Here is a 23,086-nt window from a genome sequence, read left to right as displayed (position 1 = left end):
TACGCTTCGGTCATGCGCTCCTTCGCCCGCCGCTCTTGTCTCGCGTGCCTCGTGCTCGCCTCGGGCTGCCTGGATCCGGACGCGCCTGGAAACCTCGTCCCGAGGACGGTCGCGGAGGACGACACGCTACCTCGCTTCACCCTCCGCGACGGCGCCCTCATTCACCTTCGCACGCAAGGGGATCCGGAGAACCCCACCCTCATCACGCTGCATGGCGGCCCCGGCGGCGACATGCGCGGCATGCTCGGCCTCGGCGCGCTCTCCGAGCGGTACTTCGTCGTCCACTGGGATCAGCGAGGCACCGGTCTCTCGGAGCGTGTCCCTTCATCGGATTTCACCGTCGAGACGTACGCGGCGGATCTCCACGAGCTCGTCCAGCACTTCTCCCCCGACGCGCCGGTCACGCTGTTCGGGCATTCGTGGGGCGCCATGTACGCGGCCCTCTATATCCAGAGGCACCCCGACCGCGTCGGAGAGGCCGTCCTCAGCGAGCCGGGCTTCCTGAACGCGGCGATCGCGAACGAGACCGAGCTCTTCACGTTCGGCCTCACCGCCGAGGGGCTGAACGATCTCGGTTGGTCGGAATGGGCCATGAGCCCCGACGGAGACGCGCGCGCAGACTTCCTCCTCTCGCTGGGACAGGGCTGGTCGCAGCCAGGGTATTACAAAGACCCGGACGACCCCGACAACTTCAAGGCCTTCCGCCTGGGCGCGCGCGCGATGCGGGACCTGCAGAGCTCGGCGAAGACGGACGGAGAGTGGGACTTCGATTTCTCTTCCGGCCTCGACCGCTTCTGCAAGCCGGTGACCCTGATCGGAACGACGATCAACACCGTCATCGGGTTCGAGCAACAGGAGAGCCGTCATGCCCCTCTTTTTTGCGACGTCGAGCTCGTCCGCATCGAAGGCGAAGACCACGGCTGGGTGAACAAGCACCCCGATCGTGTCATGGAGGTCCTGCGCGCCCATCTCGGCGCATACGAGGGGGCGAGATGAGGGCCGTCGCCCTCGCCGCGGCGATCGCCGCGACGGCGGTCTCCGCGTTCGCGTCGGCCGCGCCCATCAGCGGTTATCAAGGGGAGCAAGAGAACGCGACGCACGTCAATCTCGGATGGAACTCCGCGCCCGCTCTGGAGCTCGCCTACGGGCGGGCGATCCCGGTGGAACGGCTCGTGCGCCGCCTCGACCTCGAGATCGGGCTGACGCTGCCGGTCTTCCTCGTGCCGGCGCTCGACTCCTTCCGCCTGGAGCCGGCGGCGCGCGCGACGCTCTTGCAGCACGGCGGCTGGGCGCTCGCCGGGCGCCTGGGGCTGCCGGTGCAGACGGGCGACAACCAGACGTTTCGGTTCGTGAGCGTGGGCGCGCACCCCGGGCTCGCAGGAGGGTATTTCCAGCGCGGCTGGTTCATCGCGCTGGAGGTGGAGTACACGGCGATCCTGAGCACGTACATCGCGGCGAGCGATCGCGCGCGCGCGACCTACGAGGGCATTCGCGACGGCTTTTATGCGCCCACGGGGGGCTACCTCGACGCGAGCCTCGCGTTCGGGTTGTCGATCGGCCCGAGCGTCGAGCTCGGGCTGCGCGCGGGCTATCGCTCCACCCACGGCCTCGAGCCGCCCCCGCTCGTCCCCTTCCGCGCCGAAGTGGGCGTGTCCTACGCGTTCGGAGCGTCAGCGGCGGCGTCGCCCCGAGAGATCACGCAGTAGCGTGGCGCACGGGTGGCCCTCCCCCGCTCGCCTGTGACATGGATCCTCGGCCATCGCGAGGCGGACACGACGTGGAGGGAGACCGTGTGCGTGCGGCACCACCCAGGCGGCGGCCGCGCTCACGCAGCGAGGACGTCGGAGTAACGATAGGGGGCGTCCGAGGAGAGCGCGTGCGCGATCCGCTCCGCTGGGGACGCCGCCGCGGACCAGCGCCTCGCGGACGTGCTCGTGCAGGTGATCCCTGGCCCGCACCTCGCGGCGAAGGCTATCGCGCGCCTCGGCCAGGTCGGCTGCCAGCAACTCCCGGCGCCGTGCCAGCACCTCCCGGCGACTCCCCAGCAGCCCCGGGATGCCTGCCAGCACCCGCTGGTACGGCTCCCCGGACCTGCTGGTACGGCTCCTCGGACCTGCTGGTGCGCCTCCTCGGAGCTGCTGGTACGCTTCCTCGGAGCTGCTGGTACGCTTCCTCGGACCTGCTGGGACGCTTCCTCGGGCCTGCTGGTACGGCTCCTCGGACCTGCTGGCACGCCTCCTCGGACCTGCTGGTACGGCTCCCAGGATCTGCTGGTACGCCTCCTCGGATCTGCTGGCACGATTCCCGGCCGTCTCGGCGGCGCTGGACGCGCTCTCCGGCCCGCTGGGCGCGCTCCACGATCTGCTGGGTTCGCGCCCCGGCCTGCTGGGACGCGTCCTGGACGCGCCGGCGCAGCTCCCAGGCGTCGACAACCTGCTCTCCGGACGGTCTGGCCGTCGTCCAGTACGAGGCGCCGCTCGCGAGCAAGGCCTATGGCCCCGAGCGTCGCGCGCTGCTCCGCGGCGCCATCCAGCTCCTCGACACGGCGGACCCCTGGTTCGGCGAGGGCAAGCGCACCGGCGCCTATCAGGTGCGGCCCATCGACCAGGTGATCAAGGCGAGCCGGCCCTGGCGCGCGCGCCTAAGGCGTTCGCCGACCAGGCGTTCGCGTTCGAGCCGGACGTCGCCGAGCAGTTCGCCGACGTGAACACGAGCGGCACGCTCACCGAGGAGACCAGCGATCTCGCCATGCTGCTCCGGCTCGCCCAGCAGCACCAGGCCCGGCTTTCGCTCGTCGGCCTCACCGAGGACTTCCTGCGCGAAGGCAGCGCGCTGCTCGACGAGGTGAGCGGGCGCGACCTGCTCGGCATCCTCGGGTTGCGCAACCGGGAAGAGGGCGATGGTGCTCCGCAACTCCATCGTGACGTACGCCACGCTGCTCGGGAACGAGGCGCGCGCCGCCGGCATCAACGCCTGCTGGGACATGCCCGAGGTCAAGCGCCGCTCCAGCGCCACCTCGTTCCGCAGCGCCCTGCGGCGGCTCCGCCCGAAGCGCCGCGGCAGCGCCGCCGCGCCCGACGAGCCGGCGCCGCCCGAGCCTGCGCCGGTCGAGCCGACAGGCGCGCCGGTCTGACGCCTCGCCGGATCGAGAACGCGGCGCGCTAGCGCTGCGGACCCGCCGCAACCCCTCCGTCATTCCGGCAGGAGCGCCTCGCCCAGCCGGTCGCGCCGCGCTCCGCCAGGGCCGGGCTCTCCTCCGGGAAGACCAGGTTGACCTGCTCCGCGCCCCGCGCGAGGCACCGCACGAAGTCGGCGAGCCGCGCCAGGTTCTCATCGGCGCGCGCTGGCCGCTTCGGGAGCGCCTGCGAGGGGCTGCGGCGCGGGTCTTCGGCCTGGGCGCGGCGCGGGCGGGAGCGGCGGGGAGACCGCGCCTGCGCCGAGGGCGCGCGCCGCGAGCGCGCTCGGTGGAAGCGGCGCGCGGCTGCGCGAGGGCTCGCGACTCCGCGCGACGGCGGGCGGCCGGCGAGCCACGCGCGCCGCGCCGCAGCGGCCTCCTTGTGCGGCCGCCGCGCTCGGATCACGAGGCGCGCAGTCGCCCGTGGCGGGCGCGGGCCGAACGGCCTGGCCATCACCCGCGGCGCGAAGCGCCGTCGGGTGCATGGCCTGGTTGGGCGTCTCATGTGTCGCTCAGCTTGCAGCCCTACTCGGGGCGGGCGACGAGTTCCCGAAAGCGCCGACCCAACTCGCGTCGCCCCTCAGGTCGGGGGTTGTATTGGCGAGAGAAGGGCCCGTGACGCACGATGACTCGAGGGCGGGCTCCGGTGGCAAGCGTGCCCACCGCGACGCGCGTAGCGAACGCGTTCCCATACGACCCACGCTCCGCGGCAGACACGCTCAGGACGAGAGGTCGGAGATCGTCGAGAAGGTTGGCTCGCTCAAGCTGTCGGCGCACCGCGGACGCAAGAACCACGAACGTCGCGTCGGGCCAGATTTTCACCAGCGCCTCCACACGAGCGACAAACAGGTCCTTCAGAGCATCGCCGGCGGCTCGGGACGCGCGCGGAACGTGCTCGCATGCATGCATCGGGATGTATGGCAGTTCGATCATGAAGTCGCGGAATGACGCCCACGGTGAGGTCGGGTCAATGCGGGCTGATGACCACCCCTCGCCGAACTCCACCATGTTGCGCCAGTAGGGCTGCACGACGCCGCTGACGACCCGCGGGAACACGTCGAAGTACGACCAGTTCCAGTCGATGTACGGCCGAACCGACGGCGCTGCTTGCGCGATCTGCGCCTCGAAGTGGTGCGTCCGCAACGGCTCGATGCTGACGGTGATGAGAGGCACCGCCCTGGCGGCTACCCCACCGCCGCCAATGAACAGCAACGGTGGGCAATCGGGCGAGTAGTAGCCCCAATCGAGGCCGAGGTGCTTCGGGTCTGACTTCCACCGATCGAACTGATCGCGGAGCAGAGTCGTAATGCCACAAGGAGGTTCGTGATTGGCCTGCATCTGGTCACCCAATGAACGCAAGGGAACCGCAGAGCCGACGCCGCGTCAACCGTGTGGAGCGGCCCGGGGTTGCGCGGGCTGGCGCGTCTGCGTAGCTCTCATCGGCATCACGGCCCGCCCACCCAACGCCCTGGCGCTCACCCGCGGGGCGCCGCGCCGGGCGTAGCCCGGCACAGATGCGTCGTCGGTGTGCAGCGCCTTGGTGGGCCGCGTCTCGCCTTTTTCGCGCCATCGTGCGCACCAGTCGCCTCCTCCCGCCGCCCTTGCCCGCTACGATGACGAAACGCACTCCTCGGCGATGAATCTGCGTCCCGCGAAAGTTCGGTCACTCTCCGCGACTTCCCACCACTCCTGCTGCTCAATTGGATACCCGAGGCCACCAACCTCCCAGCCATTGATGGCGCCGCGGTAGCCGGCTGCCAGCCCAACCAGCGCCACCAGCATGGTTCGCACGAGCGCTACGCGGCGCAGGTCGGCGACCGTGTCATATCCGTTGGGGGCCATCAGTCCTTGATGCACTACGATATCTCGCCCACGCAATTCTCCACGAAGATTCTTGGTGAGATTCAAACCATATGCAAGAAAGGCACTCGGAACGACATTTCCTGAAGCGAGTCGGCACGCACCCTTGACCTTCATCACGAGTGCGTCCTCGCGACCCTCTACGGCATGCACCCGAATCGATTCCTTATTCTCTCGTACCCACGCCTCCCACGCATCCTTGCTCTTGACGTCCAGCGGATCTCCCTGGCCCCTTTGTTTGAGGAGCCAGAAAGCGAATGCTTCCAGTCCGATCTGAAGGTGCATGTAGTCGAAGTCGAGATGCATCCGCATTGCATCGAGGTACATGTCGAGCGCAAGCCAATAGCTCTTGTCCGAGTGAGGCAATTGTCGCCATGCGGCACTGATTCTCTCGAAGAAGAGGGAGGGCCAGGAGACGTCGATCCATTTGTCATTGTCGCGCTCCAGGGGCACGGGCGGGAAGCTGTATTTCTCGAGATGCCGTCGCCTGTCGAATCCGATCGTGCACGCGACGGTCCGCCGACTCAAGTCTAGCCCCACCAACATCGGCATACACAGCTGGCGGCCGAGCACGAACTCGAGCACCAGGAAATCCCGGCCAACGGCCTCCATCTCTGGCATCCCCGTGCCGCTCGTGTCTACGACGAGATGCCAGGCGATGCCGCTTCGATCACTACTGCGATGTTGAACAAAGTAGTACTTATACCGTCCGAACAAGGCAAAGTGACGCCGATGTCCAGCAAAAGGCCAATCCGCAGCTCTGCGTTCAATGATGAGATTGCCGCTGACATTGATCTCTCCCATGCCCTCGACGACCCCGACCCACAGCGACGGCGCATCTCCTTCGGCAACGGTCCACGTTCCGGCTTCGATCGTGACAACCTCGCGCATCCCGAATTCTTGGGAGACGCTCATGGACCGGTTTATTCTGAGAATCATGTCCCCGTGGAGGCGAACGCCCCCGTCCAGCATCCCGTCAAGCTGGGCATCCATGGGGAAAGGCATGAGCCCGGCCAATCCATCGCCCCCAACCGTCACTTTCAGCCTGTTGTTGTGCAGAACCAGGTCTTGCACCGAGTCGGAGAGATCGACGCCACCACATCGAAACTGCTCGACGCGCCCGAACTTCATAGGGACTGGCGTCCAGCCGTAGGCGAGAGCGCACAGAAGACCGCGAACCCCATCTGGCACGGGAACGGGCGGGGTGAGGTCGGGAACGTCGACGTCTTCTACGTCGCCTTGCTGGTCCTTCATGTCCTACCTCTCGACTATCTCCCCCACCATACGCCGGTCGAGACGCAAACACCAGCCACTGGATTGTCGCGGCCCAACGATCTGCCGGTCTGCCGCCGCGCAAAGTGCGGTCGGCAGCAGCGGCTTGTTAGACATTGCTTCCGTCCTCCGTGGTGATCTTCGCACTCGCTGGTGTCTCGCTGGAGTCTGGAGGGACCGTGATCTTCATAATGGTAGGGTTTGTGGATCGCATGATGTGAAGGATTGCGACTATAAAAGGCGTCGGTGGTCCGATACCACCTTCGAGTTGCTGCACCTCTTGGCTGCCAAACACGAAGAAGCCAGCAGTTTCAAGCTCACGAAGCTGGGTCGTCATACGAAACGCGGCGCGAACGCGCTCGCCGGCCTCGAGTTCGGGTAGAATCTCGCCCCAATCCTGCGCGTCCTGGAGGAAGCCAGCAACAAGATCTGTTTCCTCCTGCGATTGAAACTCGTCAAGCTGAAAGGAGAAGGCGGCAGCACCGTAAACCAGGTTGATGATGTCCTTCCCGGTCATGAGCCGAACGAGGTGCGACGGGATATTCTTCTTGATGCGCCGGATCCGGACCGGCGGAGTCTCTCTCTCCTCTGTCAGCTTGGACGAGACCCAGCGCTCATGGTTGCTCTTAAGCGTGTGAAGCAGTTCGACGTCGTAGGTCTCGTACTGATCGTCGACCATCTTATGATGAACCCGACATAGGAGCAATAGATTATCCGGATCGTCTATGCGCTCTGTAGGGAATTCTCCATCGGCACGTGGGCCGAGCGACTTTCCCGAAACGATGTGGCATTCGTCCCCAACCACGGACTCATCGTCTTGCGACGTCTTCTCGACGACAAGCTCTCTGCGGCAGATCGCGCAGCGATTTCCGGAACGTCCCCAGAGGATCTTTCGAGTCTTGTCTGTTATGGGCATGGAGGTGTGCTGGATCGATCAGGTGGGACTCAATGACGGATGAGGATGTGCAGTTTTCGGACGTCTCTACCTGTAGAGCGTTGCCATTTTGCCCTTTCGCGGTCTGGTCGCGAGCGGCGCACCGAGGCCAAGAAGCAACGCATTCGAAGGCCCGATCATAACTCGGCTCGTTCGAACGAGGCATAATTGATCAGTGCTCGGCGGCAACTGCTGACCAACGAACAAATTGTACCAAAGCCCAAAGACAACAAATCCATGTAAATGGTATCCGTGTTCGCGGAGGGACCCACAGAATCCAAACGTTTGGTCAGTGGGCTCGTCAGGTGCTCCACGAAGCAGTTGCAGAATCAGCCGAGCGTTACTAGGAAAATCGGCCTTCCCCAGCAAGCACTCCCTGAACTCGTGTTCGTACTTGCCCAGGGAGATAGTCGGAAGCTTTGAGCAGAGACTCGCGCGGAAGAACACTGCGGCACCGAACCTCGCGAGCGTTTCGACATCGAGATTGCTCGCATCAGCGCCCTTGGTATCGCCGTGACCCAAGCCCGGAATCAGCGTCACGGACTCCAGCGCGATAAAGCCGCCGTCTTGGCGGCTCATATCCGCCGCGTACTTGTCCCAGATCCCAAGCCTTTGCTCGCAGGCGAAGCACAGGAGGTGCTCCGAGAGTTGTCGTTCGTCGAACATCACGCAATCGTTCTTGAGGGCGACGATCTGACCTGATGGCGACTCCTTCGCCCTGCGGTACGCCCACCGTGGAAGAATGTGGCTGTCGTGAAGATCCGAGTCTTCACCATGAAGACCGCAGCGCCCTTTGACTTCCTTCTTCATTGTCCCAGCAGTAGCGCAAAGAGTCGTGGGTCACAAGCTTGACCAGGGACACCCGCGCCGTCGCTGCCGCGCCCCGTGCGTGCGTTCGGCTGCCCTTGCGGCACACGTGCCCGCCGCCGCAAGCCCAACGCGAGACGGGCGCCCTCGTCCGGCTTGCTGTGGCAATCGAGAACGATGGCGTTCGAGAACGACGAGAACGAGATCGAGGGGTGCTCATCCTGACTGCCTGAGCGAACGAGTAAATTCGCGTGAGGTTCTGAATCAGCTTCCGGGCTAACGTCGCAATTAGCTGTGATGCACGACGTATCTGCGCATTTTCACATGTAGGGCGCGAACCGTGGCACCCTATCTCCATATTCCCGAGGATAAGTCGCGGCCCATCATGGCCTATCTCCGCAATCCCGCAAATAGGGCGCGACCTTCCGCAGCCTATCTGCGAGATTGCGGAGATAGGCCGCCGCTGCGTACCTACGTATTCCCGTTGCTAGGTCTCGGACGGCGACGGCGTGTCGTCGCGCAAGATTCGCGCCGACGGCTGGGTACGCCGGGCGACCAGAGCCCGGTCGACGTATCCCCCGATCGCCGCAACTCGCGCCCGCCTCGCGCCGATAAGGGCCAGTGCGGGACCGACGAACCGGCCCTATCATGCAGGACCATCCACATGACCCTCATCGAAGCCGTACGCACCACCATACGACGCCTGCATGACTCTCCGCGCACCGAAGAGGCAATTGTGCACTGGATCCGGCAATTCCTCCGCTTCCACAGCGGCAAGCCCCCACAGCAGATGGGCGCGGAAGAGGTCACGGCCTTCCTTGACGAGCTTGCGGTCGCACGCCGCACCGCGGCATCCACGCAGAAGCAAGCGCTTTGGGCGCTCCTCTTCCTTTACAAGCGGGTTCTCGACCTCCAGATACCCCGGCTCGAAGCGCTCGAACGCGCACGCCGGCCGGAGCACCTCCCCTCGGTCCTCTCGCGACAGGAGACGCTCACCTTGCTCGAACACTTCGTCCCGCCTTTTCAGCTCATCGGCGAGCTCCTCTACGGAAACGGCCTCCGGCTCCTCGAAGCGCTTTCGATTCGCGGCAAAGACGTCGACCTCGATCGACGACAAATATCGGCAGTGCAAAGGGCCGTGCACGATGCCGGACGCGCGGCGGAGCTCGCCAAGCGCGCGACATGCCGACCCCTCCGCCAGAGCTTCGCGTCCCACCTTCGCGAGGTGGGCATCGACATCCGGACGATCCAGACGCTGCTCGGCCACAACGATGGGCGGACCACGATGATCGACATCCCCATCGTCGACCGCGGCCCTCTCGCCGTCATCAGCCCCCTTGGCCGCTGAGCGCCGCCTCAGCGGGGAGCGCCTTGAGCTCCGACCCCACCCCGTCGTGCCGGCCCCACTCATCGCGGAAAGGAAGCGTACCTGACGGCTGCCCCGCCTTGTCAAGGAGACCGGCGCGTGTTCGTGCGGGCTCCACACCGGACGACTCGAGCTCGGCTGGGGCGTCCACGCCGCGCGCTCGCGATGGGCATCCCCAGCCTCGCTCGCCGCCTCTTCGCCCGCTCGCTCACCCGCGCTCGGAGGTGGCCCCGATGAGCGGCGCACCCGTCGACGCCCCCACCGAGACGGCGGCCGAGATCCCGACCGCGACCGAGGCCGGCCTGATCGAGATGGTGCTCGACACCCCGGCCATGTGGCCGCGCATCCTCGGCACGGCCGCCCTCCCGTCCCTCAGTCGCCTCTCTCCGGTGGCCATCGGACGGCGTGGGACGTGGTGTACATCGGTCTCTCGTCCCCGCCGGAGACATACTCCGCGCGCATTCACACAGACCCGTGCTGCCCAGTCACCAGACCGATCACGACCAAGGTGGCCCCCGCGAACGGGCAGATCGTGTGGTTCAGCGGCAGGAACTATCTGGCCAAGTGCAGCGTCGAGATCTTCACTATGCAATCCACCTGGGTCATCGACGGGCGTGCCCGCTCGAACGGGTGGTTCGGCCGCCGGACGGACGTCAACATCGCGGCTCCCGCTGACTCCGGCGCGCCGATCTACATCCCCGTCGGCTCCGGGAACGCTGCGATCGTCGGGATGCACATCGCCGGGTTCGTGGTGGCCCCCTTCGACCAGACCTGGTTTCATTCGGTCGGCGACATCGAATCTCAGCCAGGAGTCACCGTTGCGTTTTGATTGGAGCCTCGCCGCGGCCCGACCGCTCGCCGCTTCCCTCCTCCTCGTGGCCGGGTGCAACGCTCCTACACCGGGGAGCGGCGGCGATGCAGCGACCACCGGCGTGAAACCACAGGGAGCCCCGGCCTCGACGTCGGCCGCGCCGTCGTCCTCGAGGCCGGAGGCCGCCCCGGCGGCACGTCGATCGAGCGATGTCCCTCCCGCCGTTGATCGAGCGGCCTTCAGCCCGGTCACCCTCGCGACGATCCAGCGCGCGCAGCACAAGATCACCGGGGGCCACGCGGTCGGCGTGAACCTGCAGCCCTACTGCGAGCCGGAGGTTCAGGCGCCCGGCAGCACGAGTCCGGCCGGCGAGATGGCATGGCCAGCGCTCCGCGTGACCGACTACCAGCCGCTGCACGATTTGCTCTCGAAACACCCGTCGTTCATCGGGGTGGTGCCCGAGCGGCAGCGACGGTCGATCGTCGTCGTCTTCGAGCCGGACTTCCAGGATTGGGCATCGATCCAGGCCCAGATCCCGGTTCCAAGGCGCGTCCCGGTCGAGCTGCGTCCCGGCTGTCACACGCGGAAGCAGAGAGAGCTCGCGCAGCAAGCGCTCGAGGCGCTCAGGAAAGAGCCGGCGGTCGGCTCGGCGTTGCACGCATGGGTGCCCGATGCCTCGATCGCCGGCCTCCGTGTCTTCGTGCTGCCGGGAGACACGGCGACGGCGGCGCTCGTCGCCGAGCGGCTCGGCTCGATCGCGAACGTCTGGTTCAGCAGGCCTTTCGGGAACCACTGAGCTCCCGCTGCTCGACCGAGGCGCGGACCGCCGTCATCGTCACGCCGAGCGGGCGGTACCACCCCGTCCTGGAGTAGCCATCGCGGAGCCATCTCCGCGACCACGTAGAACCGTGGCGAGCTCCTCCGGATGCCCCGGCGGGAGCCCGAAGCGCTGCCGCACCTGCGCGATGCCGACGCCCACGCCCCCTGCTGCGAGCGCGAGCGGCCAGGGCTTCCCGGTCGTCTGCCGGATGAAGGCGCGCACCCGCCCGACGTCCTCGAGGACCGCCGTCAGCCGCGCCGGATCGTTGAAGTTGTTCACGAAGGCGTTCGCGAGCGCCTGCTGTCCGCTCGTGTTGTCCGCCCGCCCGTCGCTGCCGTACTGCGCCATGAGGAGGTGGGCCATCGGAGGCGACACCCCGGCGAGCAGGATGTTGTTGAACCTGTCGGTGGGCCCGCCGTGCCGCGCGTAGAAGCGATCGAAGGTGCGCGTCATCCAGTCGGCGTCGAACGGGCGCTCGCCGTGCTGCACGATGCACTCGACCAGGTTGCGCGCCATCTTGTTGCCGTTGTTGGCGCCCTGGCCGCCGATCGGATCGATCGACATCGCCGTGTCGCCCAGCGGCGTCACGATCCGGCCGGAGGGCAGCCGTCCGACGGGCTTGCGCACCGCGGGGACGACCCGCCCGTTCTGCCATCCGTGTTTGTCCGACAGCTCGGCTCCCCTGAACCACTCGTAGTCCCAGGGGATGAGCTCCTTCACCAGCCCCTTCGCGATCGCGATGATCTCCTCGCCCGACTTCGCGCCCTGGAATCTGTCGAGCGGCCCTCCGGGCACCGCCTCGACGAGACAGTTCCAGCTCGGTCCCACGTCCTTGTGGTGGTAGGGCACCCAGAACGCCTCCCCGATGCCCGCGAACAGGTTGAACTTGACCGGGAGCATCGGGATGCCGTCGAACCCGAGCTTCGGGCCGGTCACGCACATCATGACGACGTTGCGCTGCGCCTCCGAGTGGACGCTGCGCGCGGCGTCTCGCTCGAACAGGTTGCACAGATCGCCCCGTCCAGCAGCGACGACGGTGAGATCGTTCTCGGCGGCGATCGCGTCGAGCCGCGCGATCGTGACGGGTTCGATCACGATCTTGCCGCCCCGCCGCTCGAGCTCGAGCATCCACCGGTGGCTCTGGAGCCGGAGATCGATCGCGAAGAAGTGCTGCTCGAGGCGGCCCGCCAGCGTCAGGAGGCGATTGCCCGGGGTGGCAGACGCGGTCACCTGGGCGCCGTGGCCTCGGGGCGCGGCGTCCTCCCAGAAGGCCAGGCCGAGCTCGCGCTCGAACGCGAGCGCCACGTCGAACCGCGCCGCGGTGCCGGTCGGTTTCGAGTCGTTGAGCCACTGCTCGGGCGTGCGATCCGAGTAGAGCGTCACCTCGTAGCCGGCCTTCACCAGGCCGTGCGCCGCGAGCAGGCCGGCCTGTCCAGACCCCACGATAGCTATCTTCCGCATGAGGAACCCCCGGGTTGGTTGGTCTGCGCTCGCCCCCACGGGCGACGCGCGCCGAGCCATCCGAGTCGGTTCGCCGTCAGGGCCACAGCAGGCGTCGCGAGCAAGGAAAGCCCAGTCAAGAGAGACCGTATCACCCGAGCCAGCCCCGCAGGAAGCGCCCACCCCCACGCGCTCGCAAGCGCCGTCGCCGCGCATCGTTCCCCGTTCCCTCCCCTTCGCCCCCCTCGCCCCCCTTCCGCGTTTCCCGCTGGAGAGAGCCCACGGGGGGAGGGGGCGTCGCGCGGGGGGGCGAGGGGGAGGGCCCCACGAACCCGAGCGCCGGCCCGCATCGCAGCGACGCCTCATGGACTCGGCACCTCCGTACAGCCGGCCATTGCCACCAAAAGGCGCGAGTTCGTGGGAGGGCCCCCCTCGCCCCCCCGCGCGACGCCCCCTCCCCCCGTGGGCTCCGCTGCAGTCAGTCCATGGAGCGCCCCCGCCACCGAGCCCGCCCGCCGGTTGCGAGGCGCAGCCGCTTGGAGTAGCGTCCGCGCCGCCGCGGGGCCGGGTGATCCAGTTCGCCCAGCTCCAGCGGACGAGCCGGGCGTCTGGTGCGCGCCCCGGCTCGCGCGGCTCCCTCCCGCGCACAGGAGACGAGAATGGCCCGAGGTTCGACAACGACGCGCAGCGAATCGGACGCTGCCGAATCGCTCATCGGACGGGGCGCCCGCATCCGCGGGCGCGTCCATGGCGACGGCTCGCTCCGGGTCGAGGGGAGCGTCGAGGGCAACATCCAGCTGGCTGGCGACCTCGAGATCGAGGACGGGGCGACGGTCACCGGAGACGTCGAGGCGAGCTCGCTCGTCGTGTCCGGCCAGCTCACGGGGGACGTGGCGTCGCGCGGCCCCGTCACGATCCGGGCGACCGCGCAGTACGCCGGAAACGTGGGCGGCAGCGAGGTGATCCTCGAGGAAGGCGCGGCGTTCGCCGGCCGCATCGAGGCGGAGTTCGACCTCCCGGCCGAGCTCTCGGAGCGGACGACCGGCGGGCGCGGGCAGGCCCCGCGGCGTGAACCGGCAGGGCGGTAGCGCGCGTTGACGGACGAAGAATCGCGCCGCGAGGGCGCGGCGAGGAGCACGAACGTGGCGGGTACGATCATCGGAAACGGGCTCACGATCGAGGGCGAGATCACCTCCGACGAGGAGGTGATCGTCGCCGGGACGGTGCGCGGAAAGCTCACCGTCGAGGGGCCTCTCACCATCGACGCAGGGGCGCTGATCGAAGCGGACATCGGGGCGGCGTCGCTCCAGGTGGGCGGCAACGTGACCGGCAACGTCACGGCGGCCGATCGCGTCGATCTCCTCGCTGGCGGTCGCCTCGTCGGCGACGTGAAGGCGTCGCGGCTGACCATCGCGGACGGAGCCTCGTTCAAGGGCAACGTCGACATGGACGTGTAGCCGATGGCCGCCCAGTCCTCGATCGGGCCGACGACGGCCATCCGCGGCAACGTGCAGGGCGACGGGGATCTCGAGATCCTCGGCCGCGTCGAGGGGAGCGTCGTCATGACCGGCGACGTGACCATCGGCGAGGGCGCGCTCATCCAGAGCGACGTCCGCGGGCGGCGCGTCGTCGTCCGCGGCGCCGTCGCCGGGAACATCTCCGGCGACGAGGCCGTGATCCTCGAGCCCGGCGCGCGCGTCGTCGGCGACCTCGGCGCGCCGCAGATCGGCATCCACGCGGGCGCGCTGGTGCGCGGCAACGTCACCACCGGCGCGCCGCTCGCCGCGGCCCCCGCCCCCGCCCCGGCGCGGGTCGCCGCCGCTGCACCTGCGCCGCGCGCCGCGGCGACGCGGCCGGCGCGCGCGCCGGCGGAGCAGCGCGCGCCTGCGCCGCCCGCCCGGCCTGCGCCGCGCGCCGCGCCTGCCCCCGCGCGCCCCGCGCTGGCGGCGCGCCCGGTCGTCGAGGCGAGGCCCGCTCCTGCGCCGGAGCCGCGCCTCGCGGCCGTTCACGACGACGAGGAGGCCGATCTGTCGGCCTCGGCCGCCGGCGAGGGTGACGAGCCCGAGGCGGCCGAGAGCGCCGGCGGGCCGCCGCCGCCCGTGGTCCCCGCGCTCCGGAAGGGGGCCGCGAAGGCCTCGCTGCGCAAGCGGGGCGGCCGGTGAGCGCCGCCGGCGCCTCGGAGCGGGAGCGGCTCGTCGCGCTGCTGCGCGAGCGCTCGTTCGAGCAGAAGCGCGTCGTCCTCGCGTCCGGCCGGGAGAGCGACTTCTTCATCGACTGCAAGCAGTCGGTGCTGACCGCCGAGGGCCACGCCCTCGTCGGCTCGCTGATGTTCGAGGCGCTCGGCGCGCTCCCGCGGTGCGAGGCCGTCGCCGGCGTCGAGCTCGGGGGGTGCCCCCTCGCGAGCGCTGTGTCGCTCACGAGCTTCCTGCGAGGCCGCCCCCTCCCCGCCCTCTACGTGCGCAAGGAGGTCAAGGACCACGGCTCGCGGCGCCTCGTCGAGGGCGATCGCGGCCTCGTGCCCGGGATGCCCGTCGCGATCCTCGAGGACGTGATCACGACGGGCGGCTCGACGCTGAAGGCGGTCGAGAAGCTCCGCACCGCGGGCGCCTCCGTGGTCGGCGTGATCGCCCTGGTCGACCGCCTCGAGGGCGGCGCGGAGGCGATCCGCGCCGCGGGGCTGCCGGTCGTCGCGATCTGCACCCGCCGCGACTTCATCCCGGACACCCCGCCCGGCTGAGGCTGCGCGACGCGAAGCCCGGCCGAGGCGACGGCGCGCTGCCCGCCGCCTCGGCTGCAGCGCGCTCCTCCGCCGCCTCGGCTGCGCGCTACTCCGCCGCCTTCGCCTGCTGCTCGCCGAGGAGCGGATAGCCGAGCGCCTCGCGCTGCGCGACGTACGTCTCGGCGACCGCCCGCGCGAGCGCGCGGACACGGCCGATGAAGCGCTGCCGCTCGGTGACGCTGATCGCGCCCCGCGCGTCGAGGACGTTGAAGCGGTGGGCCGCCTTCACGACGAAATCGTAGGCCGGGAGCACCAGCGCCTTCTTCGGATCGATCGCCGCCCCCTTCGCCGCCGGATCCGCGCCCCGGTACAGGAGCCGCTTCACCTCGGCCTCGCAGACGTCGAACGCCGCGAAGTGCTCGGCGATGTCGGCCTCCTCGAAGTTGTAGGTCGACCACTCCCACTCGGCGCGCTGGTAGATGTCGCCGTAGCGCACGATCTTCCCGCCCCTGTCCGAGTAGACGACGTCGTAGATGCTGTCCTTGTCCTGCAGGTACATCGCGATCCGCTCGAGCCCGTAGGTGAGCTCGCCGGACACGGGGCGGCAGTCGATCCCGCCGATCTGCTGGAAGTAGGTGAACTGCGAGATCTCGAGCCCGTCGATCCACACCTGCCAGCCGAGCCCCCACGCCCCGAGCGTCGGCGACTCCCAGTCGTCCTCGAGGAACCGGACGTCGTGATCGAGCGGGTTCGTGCCGATCGCCCGCAGCGACTCCAGGTAGAGGTCCTGGATGTCGATCGGGCTCGGCTTGAGGATCACCTGGAACTGGTGAAACTGCTGCATACGGTTCGGGTTCTCCCCGTAACGACCGTCCGCGGGCCGCCGGGAAGGCTCGACGAAGGCCACATTCCAGGGCTCGGGGCCGAGCGCGCGCAGGAACGTCGCCGGGTTGAAGGTGCCGGCGCCGACCTCCGAGTTGTACGGCTGCACGATGAGGCAGCCGCGATCGGCCCAGAACTTCTGCAGGGTGAGAATGAGGTCTTGGAAGGTCATGGGAGGGCCGGTTCTTAGCCTGGATCGCCCGCGCAGGCGACGCCCCGCGTAGCGTCGCCCGCACGGTCCGCCCGGCGCGCTGCCTCCGGGCCCGCGCGCCGCGCGCCGGACGCCGCGCCGGCGCCCCGCCGCCATCCACCGCCGCCCGCGACCACCCCGTCGAGGACGGCCCGCCTCGATCCGCCCCTGCCCCCCGGAGGTCCGCAGACTGCTTGCGGTTGACCGGCGAGCGGCGTAGGTTCCCGCGCAATTATATGGGAGCCCATGGTTCTTCGACGGCGCGCCGGAAGAGCCCCGCGCGGCAGGCCCCCGGCGGGCCCGACGCGCAGCGGGTCATGGATGCGATCCGCGCGATCGTACAGCGCCTGCGCGTCTCGTCGCGCGCGTGCGAGCGGCAGCTCGGCCTGAGCAGCGCGCAGCTGTTCGTGCTGCAGCAGCTCGATCAGGCGGCCGCCTCCTCGATCGCCGAGCTCGCGCAGCGCACGCTGACGCACCAGAGCTCGGTGTCGGTCGTGGTGACGCGCCTGGCCGAGCGAGGGCTGGTCACCCGGCGCGCCTCGCCTGAGGACGCGCGCCGGACCGAGATCTCGCTCACCGCTGCCGGCCGCGCGCTGCTCCGCCGCGCGCCCCGCACCGCGCAGGCCGAGCTCGTCACCGCCGTCGACCGCCTGCCCGCCGACGAGCGCAGCGCGCTCGCGCAGAGCCTCGCCACCCTCGCCCGGGCGCTCGGCGCCGGCGACGAGGCCCCCCCGCTGTTCTTCGAAGGCGAGGAGACCCCCGCCGGAGCCGAACCCGAAGCGACAGACCGCGAGGAGAGCTGAATTGTCCAGATTGAACGCCCCACCCCCACCAGTCACCGAGAGCATCCCGGTCGCCCCCTCGATGGGCCCGACCCTCGAGGACCTCCGCGTCCCCGCCCCCAGCGCCGCCGTCGACCGGCGGGTCGTCCTCGTCAGCGGCCTCGCGATCGCGCTCGGCGGCGTGGCCTTCCTCGCGGCGGAGCTGCTCACCACGCTCATCGCCGTCATCACGAACCTCGCGTTCTTCGGCCGGCTGTCCGCCGCCCCCGCGTCGCCCGCCGAGCACCACCTGGGCCTCCTCGTGCTCGTCGTGCCGATCCTCGGCGCGCTCGTCGTCGGCGTGATGGCGCGCTACGGCTCGCAGGCGATCCGCGGCCACGGGATCCCGGAGGCGATGGAGCAGGTGCTGTTCAACCAGAGCCGCATCCCGCCGCGGATAACGCTGCTCAAGCCGCTCTCCGCGGCGATCGCCATCGGCACCGGCGGTCCGTTCGGCGCGGAGGGCCCCATCATCGCCACCGGCGGCGCGCTCGGCTCGCTGGTCGGGCAGCTGCTCCGGATCACCGCGGACGAGCGCAAGACGCTGCTCGCCGCGGGCGCGGCGGCGGGCATGTCGGCGACCTTCGGCAGCCCGGTGGCGGCCGTGCTGCTCGCGATCGAGCTCCTGCTCTTCGAGTACCGCCCGCGCTCGGTGATCCCCGTCGCCCTCGCCGCGACCGCGGCGACCGCGGCGCGCCTGGTCGTCGGCCACAGCGCGCCCGCGTTCGAGATGGCGTCCGTGGCGCCCTCGACCGGCCCCGCGCTCGCCTTCTACATCGTGCTCGGCGCGGTCCTCGGCCTCGCGGCGATGGGCGCCACCCGCGCGATCTACGCGATCGAGGAGGCGTTCGAGCGGCTGCCGCTCCACTGGATGTGGTGGCCGGCGATCGGCGCCGTCGCGATCGGCGTCGTGGGTTACTTCGCGCCGCGGACGCTCGGGGTCGGGTACAGCAACATCGACGACATCCTGAGCGGCCGCCTGGCGCTCGCCGCGCTCGTGTCGCTCTCGCTGATGAAGTTCATCTCCTGGTCGATCGCGCTCGGCAGCGGCACCTCGGGCGGGACGCTCGCGCCGCTCTTCACCGTCGGCGGCGGGCTCGGCGCGATCCTCGGCCTGGCCGCGAGCGCGCTCCTCCCCGGGCTCGGCGTGGACGCGCGCGTCGCCGGGCTCGTCGGGATGGCGGCGATCTTCGCGGGCGCGTCCCGGGCGCTCCTCGCGTCGGTCGTCTTCGCCTTCGAGACGACCCGGCAGCCGATGGGGCTGCTGCCGCTGCTCGGCGGCTGCAGCGCGGCCTTCCTCGTCTCCAGCCTGCTGATGCGGCACTCCATCATGACGGAGAAGATCGCCCGCCGCGGCGCGCGCGTGACGGTCGAGTACGCGGCCGATCACCTGGCGCAGATCACCGCGGGCGAGGCCGCCTCACGCCCCGTCGTGACGCTCGCCGCCGACGATACGGTCGAGACGGCCCGCGCCTTTCTGCTGTCGCAGGCGGCGGGCTCGCGCCACCAGGGCTTCCCGGTCGTGGACGATCGGGGGGAGCTCGTCGGCGTGGTCACCCAGCGCGATGTGCTCACCGAGCAGGCCGGTACCATCTCGATCCGCCACCTGGTCCGGCGGCCGCTCGCCGTGGTGTTCGAGGACAGCTCCTTGCGCGAAGCCGCCGATCACATGGTCACCGAGGGGGTGGGGAGGCTCCCTGTCGTGTCCAGGCAGGCCCCCCGCAAGGTCCTCGGGATCCTGACGCGCAGCGATCTGCTCGACGCGCATCGGAGCCGTATCGACGCCGGCAAGCGCCGCGAGCAAGCCCTTGCCGCCGCGAGGCGGCGCGGAGGTCCGGCCATCCCGGACCGGGCCACCGTGGGGCAGAGCTAGTCCACGAAGTAATCGCGATCGCCCGCCAGACCCTGCTCGAGCGCGGCCATTCCCTTGGCGACGTCGAGCTTCACGCCCTCTCGCTGGAAGCTCATGCCCATCGCGTAGAGCGTCTTGAACAGGTTGTGCGAGCGGCACTGCTCGCCCATCTGGCCCACACGCACGATGTTGAGGCCGAAGGCGCCCGAGATCTCGACGCGGAAGGCCTTGGTCATGTACTCGCGGATCCGCGCGCTATCGACGCCGGACGGCAGCTTGATGGCGAGCACGCTGTTGAGGCGCACGTCCTTCGACGCGAACAGCTCGAGCCCCATGGCCTCGAGGCCCGCCTGCATGGCCAGAGAGCTCATCTCGTGGCGACGGAACCGCCGCTCGAGCGTCTCCTCGCAGACGAGGCGCAGCGCCTCGTGCAGCGCGAGCACGCCGGGCACCGGCGCCGTGTAGTGGTACTGCTGGTAGCCCCAGAACCGCTGCGCGCGCGTCGCGTCGTAGCACCAGTGCGGGCGCGGCAGGGGGCGCTCCTCGACGACCTTCCACGCGTCCTGCGAGAACGCGCAGGCCGAGACGCCCGGGATCGACGACAGCGCCTTCTGCCCGCCGACGATGCCGACGTCGATGCCCCACTCGTCCATGTGCACCGGCATGGCCGTGAGCGTGACCACCGCGTCGACGATCGTGAGGGCGCCCTGCGTCTTCGCGAGCTTGCAGATCTCCGGCATCTCGACCATGCGGACGCCGCAGGACGTCTCGCCGTGCGCCATCGTGACCACGTCGTAGCGCTGCTTCTTCATCGCCTCCCGCACGTCCGCGAGCGACACGGGCCGCCCGGGCGGCCCCTCGAGGAAGGTGACATCGGCGCCCACGCCGAGCGCCATCTCGCCGAGGCGCCCGCTGAACGTCCCCACCTTCAGGCAAAGCACCTTGCGCCCGGGCCAGCACAGGTTCGCCACGGCCATCTCCATCGCCGCGGACGCGGGCCCGGCGAGGCCGAGGATCTTGTCGCTGCGCGTCTGGAACGCATAGGCCGCCATGTACTTCACGTTCTGGATGACGCGGTCCATGGTGGGGCCGAGGTGATTGATGATGACCCCGTTCGCCTGGGCCACCGCCTGCGGGATGGGCACCGGACCGGCGCCCATGAGCAGCAGCGGCTCGGACGGCAGGATCGCGGCGAGGGGCGTGATCGGCGGGGGCAGGATCGAGAACGACATGGCCAGGACCTTGGGCAAAAGCGCGGAGCCCGCTAGCAAGCCCAAAGCCTCCTGCGGCGTCAAGCGTTACCCGGCGAGCGGGCGCGGCGCCGGCGGAAATGCGGTGCCGGCGCCGGAGTCCGCGCCGCAGGCCGCCACAGGCCGCCGAAGGCCCTGCTCGTCGTACGACCCTGGGGGGTGAGCCGTGCGACGAGCAGGGCCTCCTCCAGCCTGCCGAGCGAGAGGGGGGCGCGCCGCGCCGCCTGAGCCGAGATCGCGCTCACGGGTCGCGGCGCCTCCTCCGCGCCTCCTGCTCTCGGCCCGAGGTGCTCCCGGACGTTACAGATCGCGGCGGCGGATCGAGAGCTCCTTCATGCAGCGCCGTGGGCCGGTATCGGGCGTGGCGCCTCAAGAGAGGATCGCTCGGCCCGCTCATGCCACCGTACGGCGCCGCGCGATCGCCTGATAGCCGGCGGTCAGCACGATGGCGCCGATGAGCGACATGAAGAAGCCAGCCGGCTCACCCTCACGGTACATGAACAACATGCGGCCGAGCAGCCCGCCGATGAAGGAGCCGACGACGCCGATGATCATCGAGACGACCCACCCGCCCGGCTCACGTCCAGGGACGATGAGGCGCGCCAGAGCACCGACGACGAGGCCAAACAGGAGAAAGAGAATGAACGACATGATGAACCTCCCAGAAAGGAGCGAAGTGCTCCTCGTTGCTATGCAGGCTGTTCAGCAAGCGCCGCGCCATGCCCTGGAGTCCCGGCTCTCCACAGACGCCCAGCCGAGCTGAACGCCACGGACAGAGCGCTCGCATCGCCGCATTCACCGCGAAATCCGACCGCAGCGCGGGTGCGCCCCCAGCAGAGCGGGGGCCGTCCGGTCGGACCGTGGGATTGCTTGCTTGGCCGCCGCGTGGCGTATTGCCTCAGGCGAGCCGAGAGGCAGAGCGCGAGCGAGGTAGCCTGCCCCAATCGCCCTTCCGCGTCCTAGAAAAGACCGTTCGGCATGCGATGGCGCACCGGTTGCTACATCTGGAGGTTGCCAATGCGAGGTCGACGGCGGCGGCGCGCCGCAGAGAGGCTCTGCGGAGGCCACGCCACGAGGAGGATGCAATGAGCAACGCAAGCGATCGCAATGAAGGGGCCGCCGAAGAGATGGGCGGCAAGATCAAGAAGGGCCTCGGCCAGCTGCTCGGCGACGAGCATATGGAAGCGGAGGGCCGCGCCAAGGAGCTCCGAGGAAAGGTACAAAAGGAGGACGCCAAGGCGGAGGAGCGCGCGAAGGGCGCGGTCGAAGAGGCCGCCGGCGCGATCAAGAACCGAGTCGGCAAGCTGGTCGATAATGAGCAGATGGCCGCCGAAGGGAAGGCCAAGGAGCTCAAGGGAGAGAACCGCCAGAAGGCCAATCAGTAACCAGCGAGAGGGCGCGCCCTGGCGCCGCCCGCCGGAGGTCCGGCCGGGCGGGCCGCCTCCGGCGCCGCCCTGGCCGCTCACCAGGCGCGCGCGGCCGTCTCCGGCGCTGGCCCGCGGGCCCGGCCGTCACGCCTCCGTCGCCGAGACGCCGTGCCGCTGGAGGAGCTCGCGCAGGTGGCTGCGGTCCATGCGCGCCGCGCGGGCCGCGCGCGAGAGGTTGCCGCCGTTCGCGCGCACGAGCGCCGTGAGGAACGTGCGCTCCCAGCGCGCCACGGCGCGCTCCTTCGCCTCGCGGAACGACAGGCTGAGCTCGTCGTCCCGGGGCGCCGGGAGCGCCGGGGCGCCGCTGTCCACCCCCTCGGAGCCCATCACGGCTTCGCGGAATAGCGCGGGATCGATCATCAGCACCGCGCGCTCCACCGCGCCGCGGAGCTCGCGGACGTTGCCCGGCCAGTCCTGGCGCATGAAGGCCTCCAGCAGCTCGCCGGGGGGGCTCTGGTCCTGCCCTTGCGCGAGCTGCCGGTAAAAATGCGCGGTGAGCATCGCGATGTCGTCGGGGCGCTCGCGCAGCGCGGGGACGCGGAGGCGGACGATGTTGAGCCGGTAGTAGAGATCCGACCGGAAATTTCCGCGGTTCACCTCCTGGCGGAGATCGCGGTTGGTCGTCGCGATGACCCGGATATCGAGCTTGGTCGGCTCGATCGTGCCGATGCGACGGATCTGCCGCTCCTCGAGCACGCGCAGGAGCTTCGGCTGCATGTCGAGCGGGAGCTCGCCCATCTCGTCGAGCAGCACGGTGCCGCCCCGCGCCGCCTCGAAGGCGCCGGCGCGCGCCGCCTGCGCGCCCGTGAACGCCCCCTTCGCGTGCCCGAAGAGCTCGGCCTCGATGAGCGTCGGCGGGATGGATCCGCAGTCGATCACGACGAACGGCCCCCCAGCGCGCGGGCTGCTCTCGTGGATCGCCTCGGCGAGCAGGCCCTTGCCCGTGCCCGTCTCGCCCTCGATCAGCACCGTCGAGTCCGACGCGGCGATCCGCGGCAGCGCCCCGAAGATGCGGCGCATCGCGGCGCTCTGCCCGAGCACCCGGCCGTACCGCTCCTCGTCGCCGAGCGGCTCGCGGATCTCCTCGGCCAGCGGCTCGAAGCGGAGCGTGGACTGCCCGACCCCGAGCAAGGCGCCCGGCAGGAGATAGGCCGCCTCGACGCGGAAGCCGGAGAGGGTCGTGCCGTTCTTGCTGCCGAGATCGCGGAGAAAGAACCCCCGCGGGGTGACCGAGATCACGCAATGGTGCCGCGACACCGCCCGGTCGGTGAGGATGAGCTGGTTGCCGGGCGCCGTGCCGATCACGAACTCCGTCGCGTCCGACGTCTGGGACGCCCCGGCGTCCGGGCCGGCGGTCACCTGCACGCGGAAGCGGCTGAACGCGATCTCCTTGGAGCGGACCTTGAGGAGCGCCGTCTCGGCGCTCGGGTGGATCTTCGGCTCGGACGCCATTTCGCCAG

General features: G+C 69.5%; 23 protein-coding genes and 2 pseudogenes. 13 read left to right on the top strand and 12 right to left on the bottom strand.

Translation table 11 applies throughout. The features are described 5' to 3' along the window. The first annotated feature begins 12 nt into the window (after positions 1-12). Positions 13-996: an alpha/beta fold hydrolase gene (locus tag WME82_RS02675; protein WP_438041537.1), complete on the top strand. Its 984-nt coding sequence runs from the start codon at positions 13-15 to the stop codon at positions 994-996. Further along, positions 993-1,706, top strand: a complete 714-nt coding sequence (locus WME82_RS02670) for a hypothetical protein (protein WP_438041536.1) — start codon at positions 993-995, stop codon at positions 1,704-1,706. The genes WME82_RS02675 and WME82_RS02670 overlap by 4 nt, the downstream gene beginning before the upstream one ends. 880 nt (positions 1,707-2,586) lie before the next feature. On the opposite strand, the gene WME82_RS02665 is transcribed toward WME82_RS02670, so the two are convergent. Further along, positions 2,587-2,919: a hypothetical protein gene (locus tag WME82_RS02665; protein WP_438041535.1), complete on the bottom strand. Its 333-nt coding sequence runs from the start codon at positions 2,917-2,919 to the stop codon at positions 2,587-2,589. On the opposite strand from WME82_RS02665, the gene WME82_RS02660 reads away from it, so the two are divergent. Beyond that, positions 2,900-3,133 (top strand): hypothetical protein, encoded by a 234-nt coding sequence (locus WME82_RS02660; RefSeq protein WP_438041534.1) that lies wholly within the window; start codon positions 2,900-2,902, stop codon positions 3,131-3,133. The genes WME82_RS02665 and WME82_RS02660 overlap by 20 nt on opposite strands. Positions 3,134-3,700: 567 nt before the next feature. Here the strand turns inward: WME82_RS02660 and WME82_RS02655 are convergent. The 5 genes and pseudogenes from WME82_RS02655 to WME82_RS02635 all read right to left on the bottom strand — a co-directional run bounded on the left by WME82_RS02655 (position 3,701) and on the right by WME82_RS02635 (position 8,051). After that, positions 3,701-4,513, bottom strand: coding sequence for a hypothetical protein (locus WME82_RS02655; RefSeq protein ID WP_438041533.1), 813 nt, complete (start codon positions 4,511-4,513; stop codon positions 3,701-3,703). Positions 4,514-4,783: 270 nt separating this feature from the next. Beyond that, on the bottom strand, positions 4,784-6,289 hold the full coding sequence (locus tag WME82_RS02650) for a hypothetical protein (RefSeq protein ID WP_438041532.1): 1,506 nt from the start codon (positions 6,287-6,289) through the stop codon (positions 4,784-4,786). A 127-nt stretch (positions 6,290-6,416) separates the two neighbouring features. Beyond that, positions 6,417-6,986, bottom strand: coding sequence for a hypothetical protein (locus WME82_RS02645; protein ID WP_438045036.1), 570 nt, complete (start codon positions 6,984-6,986; stop codon positions 6,417-6,419). Beyond that, positions 6,987-7,223: pseudogene (locus WME82_RS02640) on the bottom strand (HNH endonuclease); the annotation flags it as partial. 66 nt (positions 7,224-7,289) lie between these two features. Then, positions 7,290-8,051, bottom strand: a complete 762-nt coding sequence (locus tag WME82_RS02635; RefSeq protein WP_438041531.1) for a hypothetical protein — start codon at positions 8,049-8,051, stop codon at positions 7,290-7,292. 661 nt (positions 8,052-8,712) lie between these two features. Between WME82_RS02635 and WME82_RS02630 the strand changes: the two genes are divergently transcribed. After that, positions 8,713-9,396, top strand: a complete 684-nt coding sequence (locus tag WME82_RS02630) for a phage integrase N-terminal SAM-like domain-containing protein (protein WP_438041530.1) — start codon at positions 8,713-8,715, stop codon at positions 9,394-9,396. A 226-nt stretch (positions 9,397-9,622) separates the two neighbouring features. On the opposite strand, the gene WME82_RS02625 is transcribed toward WME82_RS02630, so the two are convergent. Continuing rightward, the gene (locus WME82_RS02625) at positions 9,623-9,748 is read right to left on the bottom strand and encodes a hypothetical protein (RefSeq protein WP_438041529.1); all 126 of its coding nucleotides are present in this window, start codon (positions 9,746-9,748) and stop codon (positions 9,623-9,625) included. A 174-nt stretch (positions 9,749-9,922) separates the two neighbouring features. Here WME82_RS02625 and WME82_RS02620 point away from each other — a divergent pair, with 174 nt between their 5' ends. After that, entirely contained in the window at positions 9,923-10,243 is a 321-nt protein-coding gene (locus WME82_RS02620) for a hypothetical protein (protein WP_438041528.1), read from the top strand. Positions 10,244-10,346: 103 nt separating this feature from the next. Beyond that, positions 10,347-11,021 (top strand): hypothetical protein, encoded by a 675-nt coding sequence (locus WME82_RS02615; protein ID WP_438041527.1) that lies wholly within the window; start codon positions 10,347-10,349, stop codon positions 11,019-11,021. 132 nt (positions 11,022-11,153) lie between these two features. Here WME82_RS02615 and WME82_RS02610 read toward each other — a convergent pair. After that, positions 11,154-12,506 (bottom strand): annotated as a pseudogene (locus tag WME82_RS02610) (styrene monooxygenase/indole monooxygenase family protein); the annotation flags it as partial. Between the two features lie 638 nt (positions 12,507-13,144). On the opposite strand from WME82_RS02610, the gene WME82_RS02605 reads away from it, so the two are divergent. The 4 genes from WME82_RS02605 to pyrE are packed head-to-tail and all read left to right on the top strand — an operon-like array spanning position 13,145 to position 15,222. Beyond that, a complete protein-coding gene (locus WME82_RS02605) occupies positions 13,145-13,573 on the top strand; it encodes a bactofilin family protein (protein WP_437743959.1) in 429 nt (142 codons plus the stop codon). A 54-nt stretch (positions 13,574-13,627) separates the two neighbouring features. Further along, the gene (locus tag WME82_RS02600) at positions 13,628-13,942 is read left to right on the top strand and encodes a bactofilin family protein (protein WP_012233083.1); all 315 of its coding nucleotides are present in this window, start codon (positions 13,628-13,630) and stop codon (positions 13,940-13,942) included. A gap of 3 nt (positions 13,943-13,945) precedes the next feature. Continuing rightward, a complete protein-coding gene (locus WME82_RS02595) occupies positions 13,946-14,647 on the top strand; it encodes a bactofilin family protein (RefSeq protein ID WP_438041526.1) in 702 nt (233 codons plus the stop codon). After that, entirely contained in the window at positions 14,644-15,222 is a 579-nt protein-coding gene (gene pyrE, locus WME82_RS02590; protein ID WP_437743957.1) for an orotate phosphoribosyltransferase, read from the top strand. Before WME82_RS02595 ends, pyrE begins: the two co-directional genes overlap by 4 nt. A gap of 88 nt (positions 15,223-15,310) precedes the next feature. Here the strand turns inward: pyrE and glyQ are convergent, their stop codons facing one another. After that, a complete protein-coding gene (glyQ, locus tag WME82_RS02585; RefSeq protein ID WP_012233080.1) occupies positions 15,311-16,258 on the bottom strand; it encodes a glycine--tRNA ligase subunit alpha in 948 nt (315 codons plus the stop codon). Between the two features lie 254 nt (positions 16,259-16,512). Here glyQ and WME82_RS02580 point away from each other — a divergent pair, with 254 nt between their 5' ends. Both WME82_RS02580 and WME82_RS02575 read left to right on the top strand, forming a co-directional pair. Beyond that, positions 16,513-17,079: a MarR family winged helix-turn-helix transcriptional regulator gene (locus WME82_RS02580; RefSeq protein WP_437743955.1), complete on the top strand. Its 567-nt coding sequence runs from the start codon at positions 16,513-16,515 to the stop codon at positions 17,077-17,079. A gap of 61 nt (positions 17,080-17,140) precedes the next feature. Continuing rightward, positions 17,141-18,970: a chloride channel protein gene (locus tag WME82_RS02575; protein WP_438044851.1), complete on the top strand. Its 1,830-nt coding sequence runs from the start codon at positions 17,141-17,143 to the stop codon at positions 18,968-18,970. Here WME82_RS02575 and WME82_RS02570 read toward each other — a convergent pair. Next, positions 18,967-20,181 (bottom strand): pyridoxal-phosphate-dependent aminotransferase family protein, encoded by a 1,215-nt coding sequence (locus WME82_RS02570; protein WP_437743954.1) that lies wholly within the window; start codon positions 20,179-20,181, stop codon positions 18,967-18,969. The two genes, WME82_RS02575 and WME82_RS02570, sit on opposite strands and share 4 nt — an antisense overlap. 411 nt (positions 20,182-20,592) lie before the next feature. Further along, positions 20,593-20,850 (bottom strand): GlsB/YeaQ/YmgE family stress response membrane protein, encoded by a 258-nt coding sequence (locus WME82_RS02565; RefSeq protein ID WP_437984107.1) that lies wholly within the window; start codon positions 20,848-20,850, stop codon positions 20,593-20,595. A gap of 434 nt (positions 20,851-21,284) precedes the next feature. Here WME82_RS02565 and WME82_RS02560 point away from each other — a divergent pair, with 434 nt between their 5' ends. Beyond that, the gene (locus WME82_RS02560; protein WP_438041525.1) at positions 21,285-21,584 is read left to right on the top strand and encodes a CsbD family protein; all 300 of its coding nucleotides are present in this window, start codon (positions 21,285-21,287) and stop codon (positions 21,582-21,584) included. 126 nt (positions 21,585-21,710) lie between these two features. On the opposite strand, the gene WME82_RS02555 is transcribed toward WME82_RS02560, so the two are convergent. Then, on the bottom strand, positions 21,711-23,078 hold the full coding sequence (locus WME82_RS02555) for a sigma 54-interacting transcriptional regulator (RefSeq protein WP_437743952.1): 1,368 nt from the start codon (positions 23,076-23,078) through the stop codon (positions 21,711-21,713). Positions 23,079-23,086 lie beyond the last annotated feature (8 nt).

This window comes from Sorangium sp. So ce128 (genome assembly GCF_051525245.1).
GTDB classification, from domain to species: domain Bacteria; phylum Myxococcota_A; class Polyangia; order Polyangiales; family Polyangiaceae; genus Sorangium; species Sorangium cellulosum_B.
The sequence above is the reverse complement of the archived record's forward strand: the minus strand, read 5'-3'. Positions and strand labels throughout refer to the sequence as shown.

What these genes read in the sequence shown, in the direction of transcription:
- WME82_RS02675 (WP_438041537.1), top strand. Translation starts at nt 13, where the DNA reads ATGCGCTCCTTCGCCCGCCGCTCTTGTCTCGCGTGCCTCGTGCTCGCC.
- WME82_RS02670 (WP_438041536.1), top strand. Translation starts at nt 993, where the DNA reads ATGAGGGCCGTCGCCCTCGCCGCGGCGATCGCCGCGACGGCGGTCTCC.
- WME82_RS02660 (WP_438041534.1), top strand. Translation starts at nt 2,900, where the DNA reads ATGGTGCTCCGCAACTCCATCGTGACGTACGCCACGCTGCTCGGGAAC.
- WME82_RS02665 (WP_438041535.1), bottom strand. Translation starts at nt 2,919, where the DNA reads ATGGAGTTGCGGAGCACCATCGCCCTCTTCCCGGTTGCGCAACCCGAG.
- WME82_RS02655 (WP_438041533.1), bottom strand. Translation starts at nt 4,513, where the DNA reads ATGCAGGCCAATCACGAACCTCCTTGTGGCATTACGACTCTGCTCCGC.
- WME82_RS02650 (WP_438041532.1), bottom strand. Translation starts at nt 6,289, where the DNA reads ATGAAGGACCAGCAAGGCGACGTAGAAGACGTCGACGTTCCCGACCTC.
- WME82_RS02645 (WP_438045036.1), bottom strand. Translation starts at nt 6,986, where the DNA reads ATGGTCGACGATCAGTACGAGACCTACGACGTCGAACTGCTTCACACG.
- WME82_RS02635 (WP_438041531.1), bottom strand. Translation starts at nt 8,051, where the DNA reads ATGAAGAAGGAAGTCAAAGGGCGCTGCGGTCTTCATGGTGAAGACTCG.
- WME82_RS02630 (WP_438041530.1), top strand. Translation starts at nt 8,713, where the DNA reads ATGACCCTCATCGAAGCCGTACGCACCACCATACGACGCCTGCATGAC.
- WME82_RS02625 (WP_438041529.1), bottom strand. Translation starts at nt 9,748, where the DNA reads ATGGCCGGGGTGTCGAGCACCATCTCGATCAGGCCGGCCTCGGTCGCG.
- WME82_RS02605 (WP_437743959.1), top strand. Translation starts at nt 13,145, where the DNA reads ATGGCCCGAGGTTCGACAACGACGCGCAGCGAATCGGACGCTGCCGAA.
- WME82_RS02595 (WP_438041526.1), top strand. Translation starts at nt 13,946, where the DNA reads ATGGCCGCCCAGTCCTCGATCGGGCCGACGACGGCCATCCGCGGCAAC.
- glyQ (WP_012233080.1), bottom strand. Translation starts at nt 16,258, where the DNA reads ATGACCTTCCAAGACCTCATTCTCACCCTGCAGAAGTTCTGGGCCGAT.
- WME82_RS02580 (WP_437743955.1), top strand. Translation starts at nt 16,513, where the DNA reads ATGGGAGCCCATGGTTCTTCGACGGCGCGCCGGAAGAGCCCCGCGCGG.
- WME82_RS02575 (WP_438044851.1), top strand. Translation starts at nt 17,141, where the DNA reads ATGGGCCCGACCCTCGAGGACCTCCGCGTCCCCGCCCCCAGCGCCGCC.
- WME82_RS02570 (WP_437743954.1), bottom strand. Translation starts at nt 20,181, where the DNA reads ATGTCGTTCTCGATCCTGCCCCCGCCGATCACGCCCCTCGCCGCGATC.
- WME82_RS02565 (WP_437984107.1), bottom strand. Translation starts at nt 20,850, where the DNA reads ATGTCGTTCATTCTCTTTCTCCTGTTTGGCCTCGTCGTCGGTGCTCTG.
- WME82_RS02560 (WP_438041525.1), top strand. Translation starts at nt 21,285, where the DNA reads ATGAGCAACGCAAGCGATCGCAATGAAGGGGCCGCCGAAGAGATGGGC.
- WME82_RS02555 (WP_437743952.1), bottom strand. Translation starts at nt 23,078, where the DNA reads ATGGCGTCCGAGCCGAAGATCCACCCGAGCGCCGAGACGGCGCTCCTC.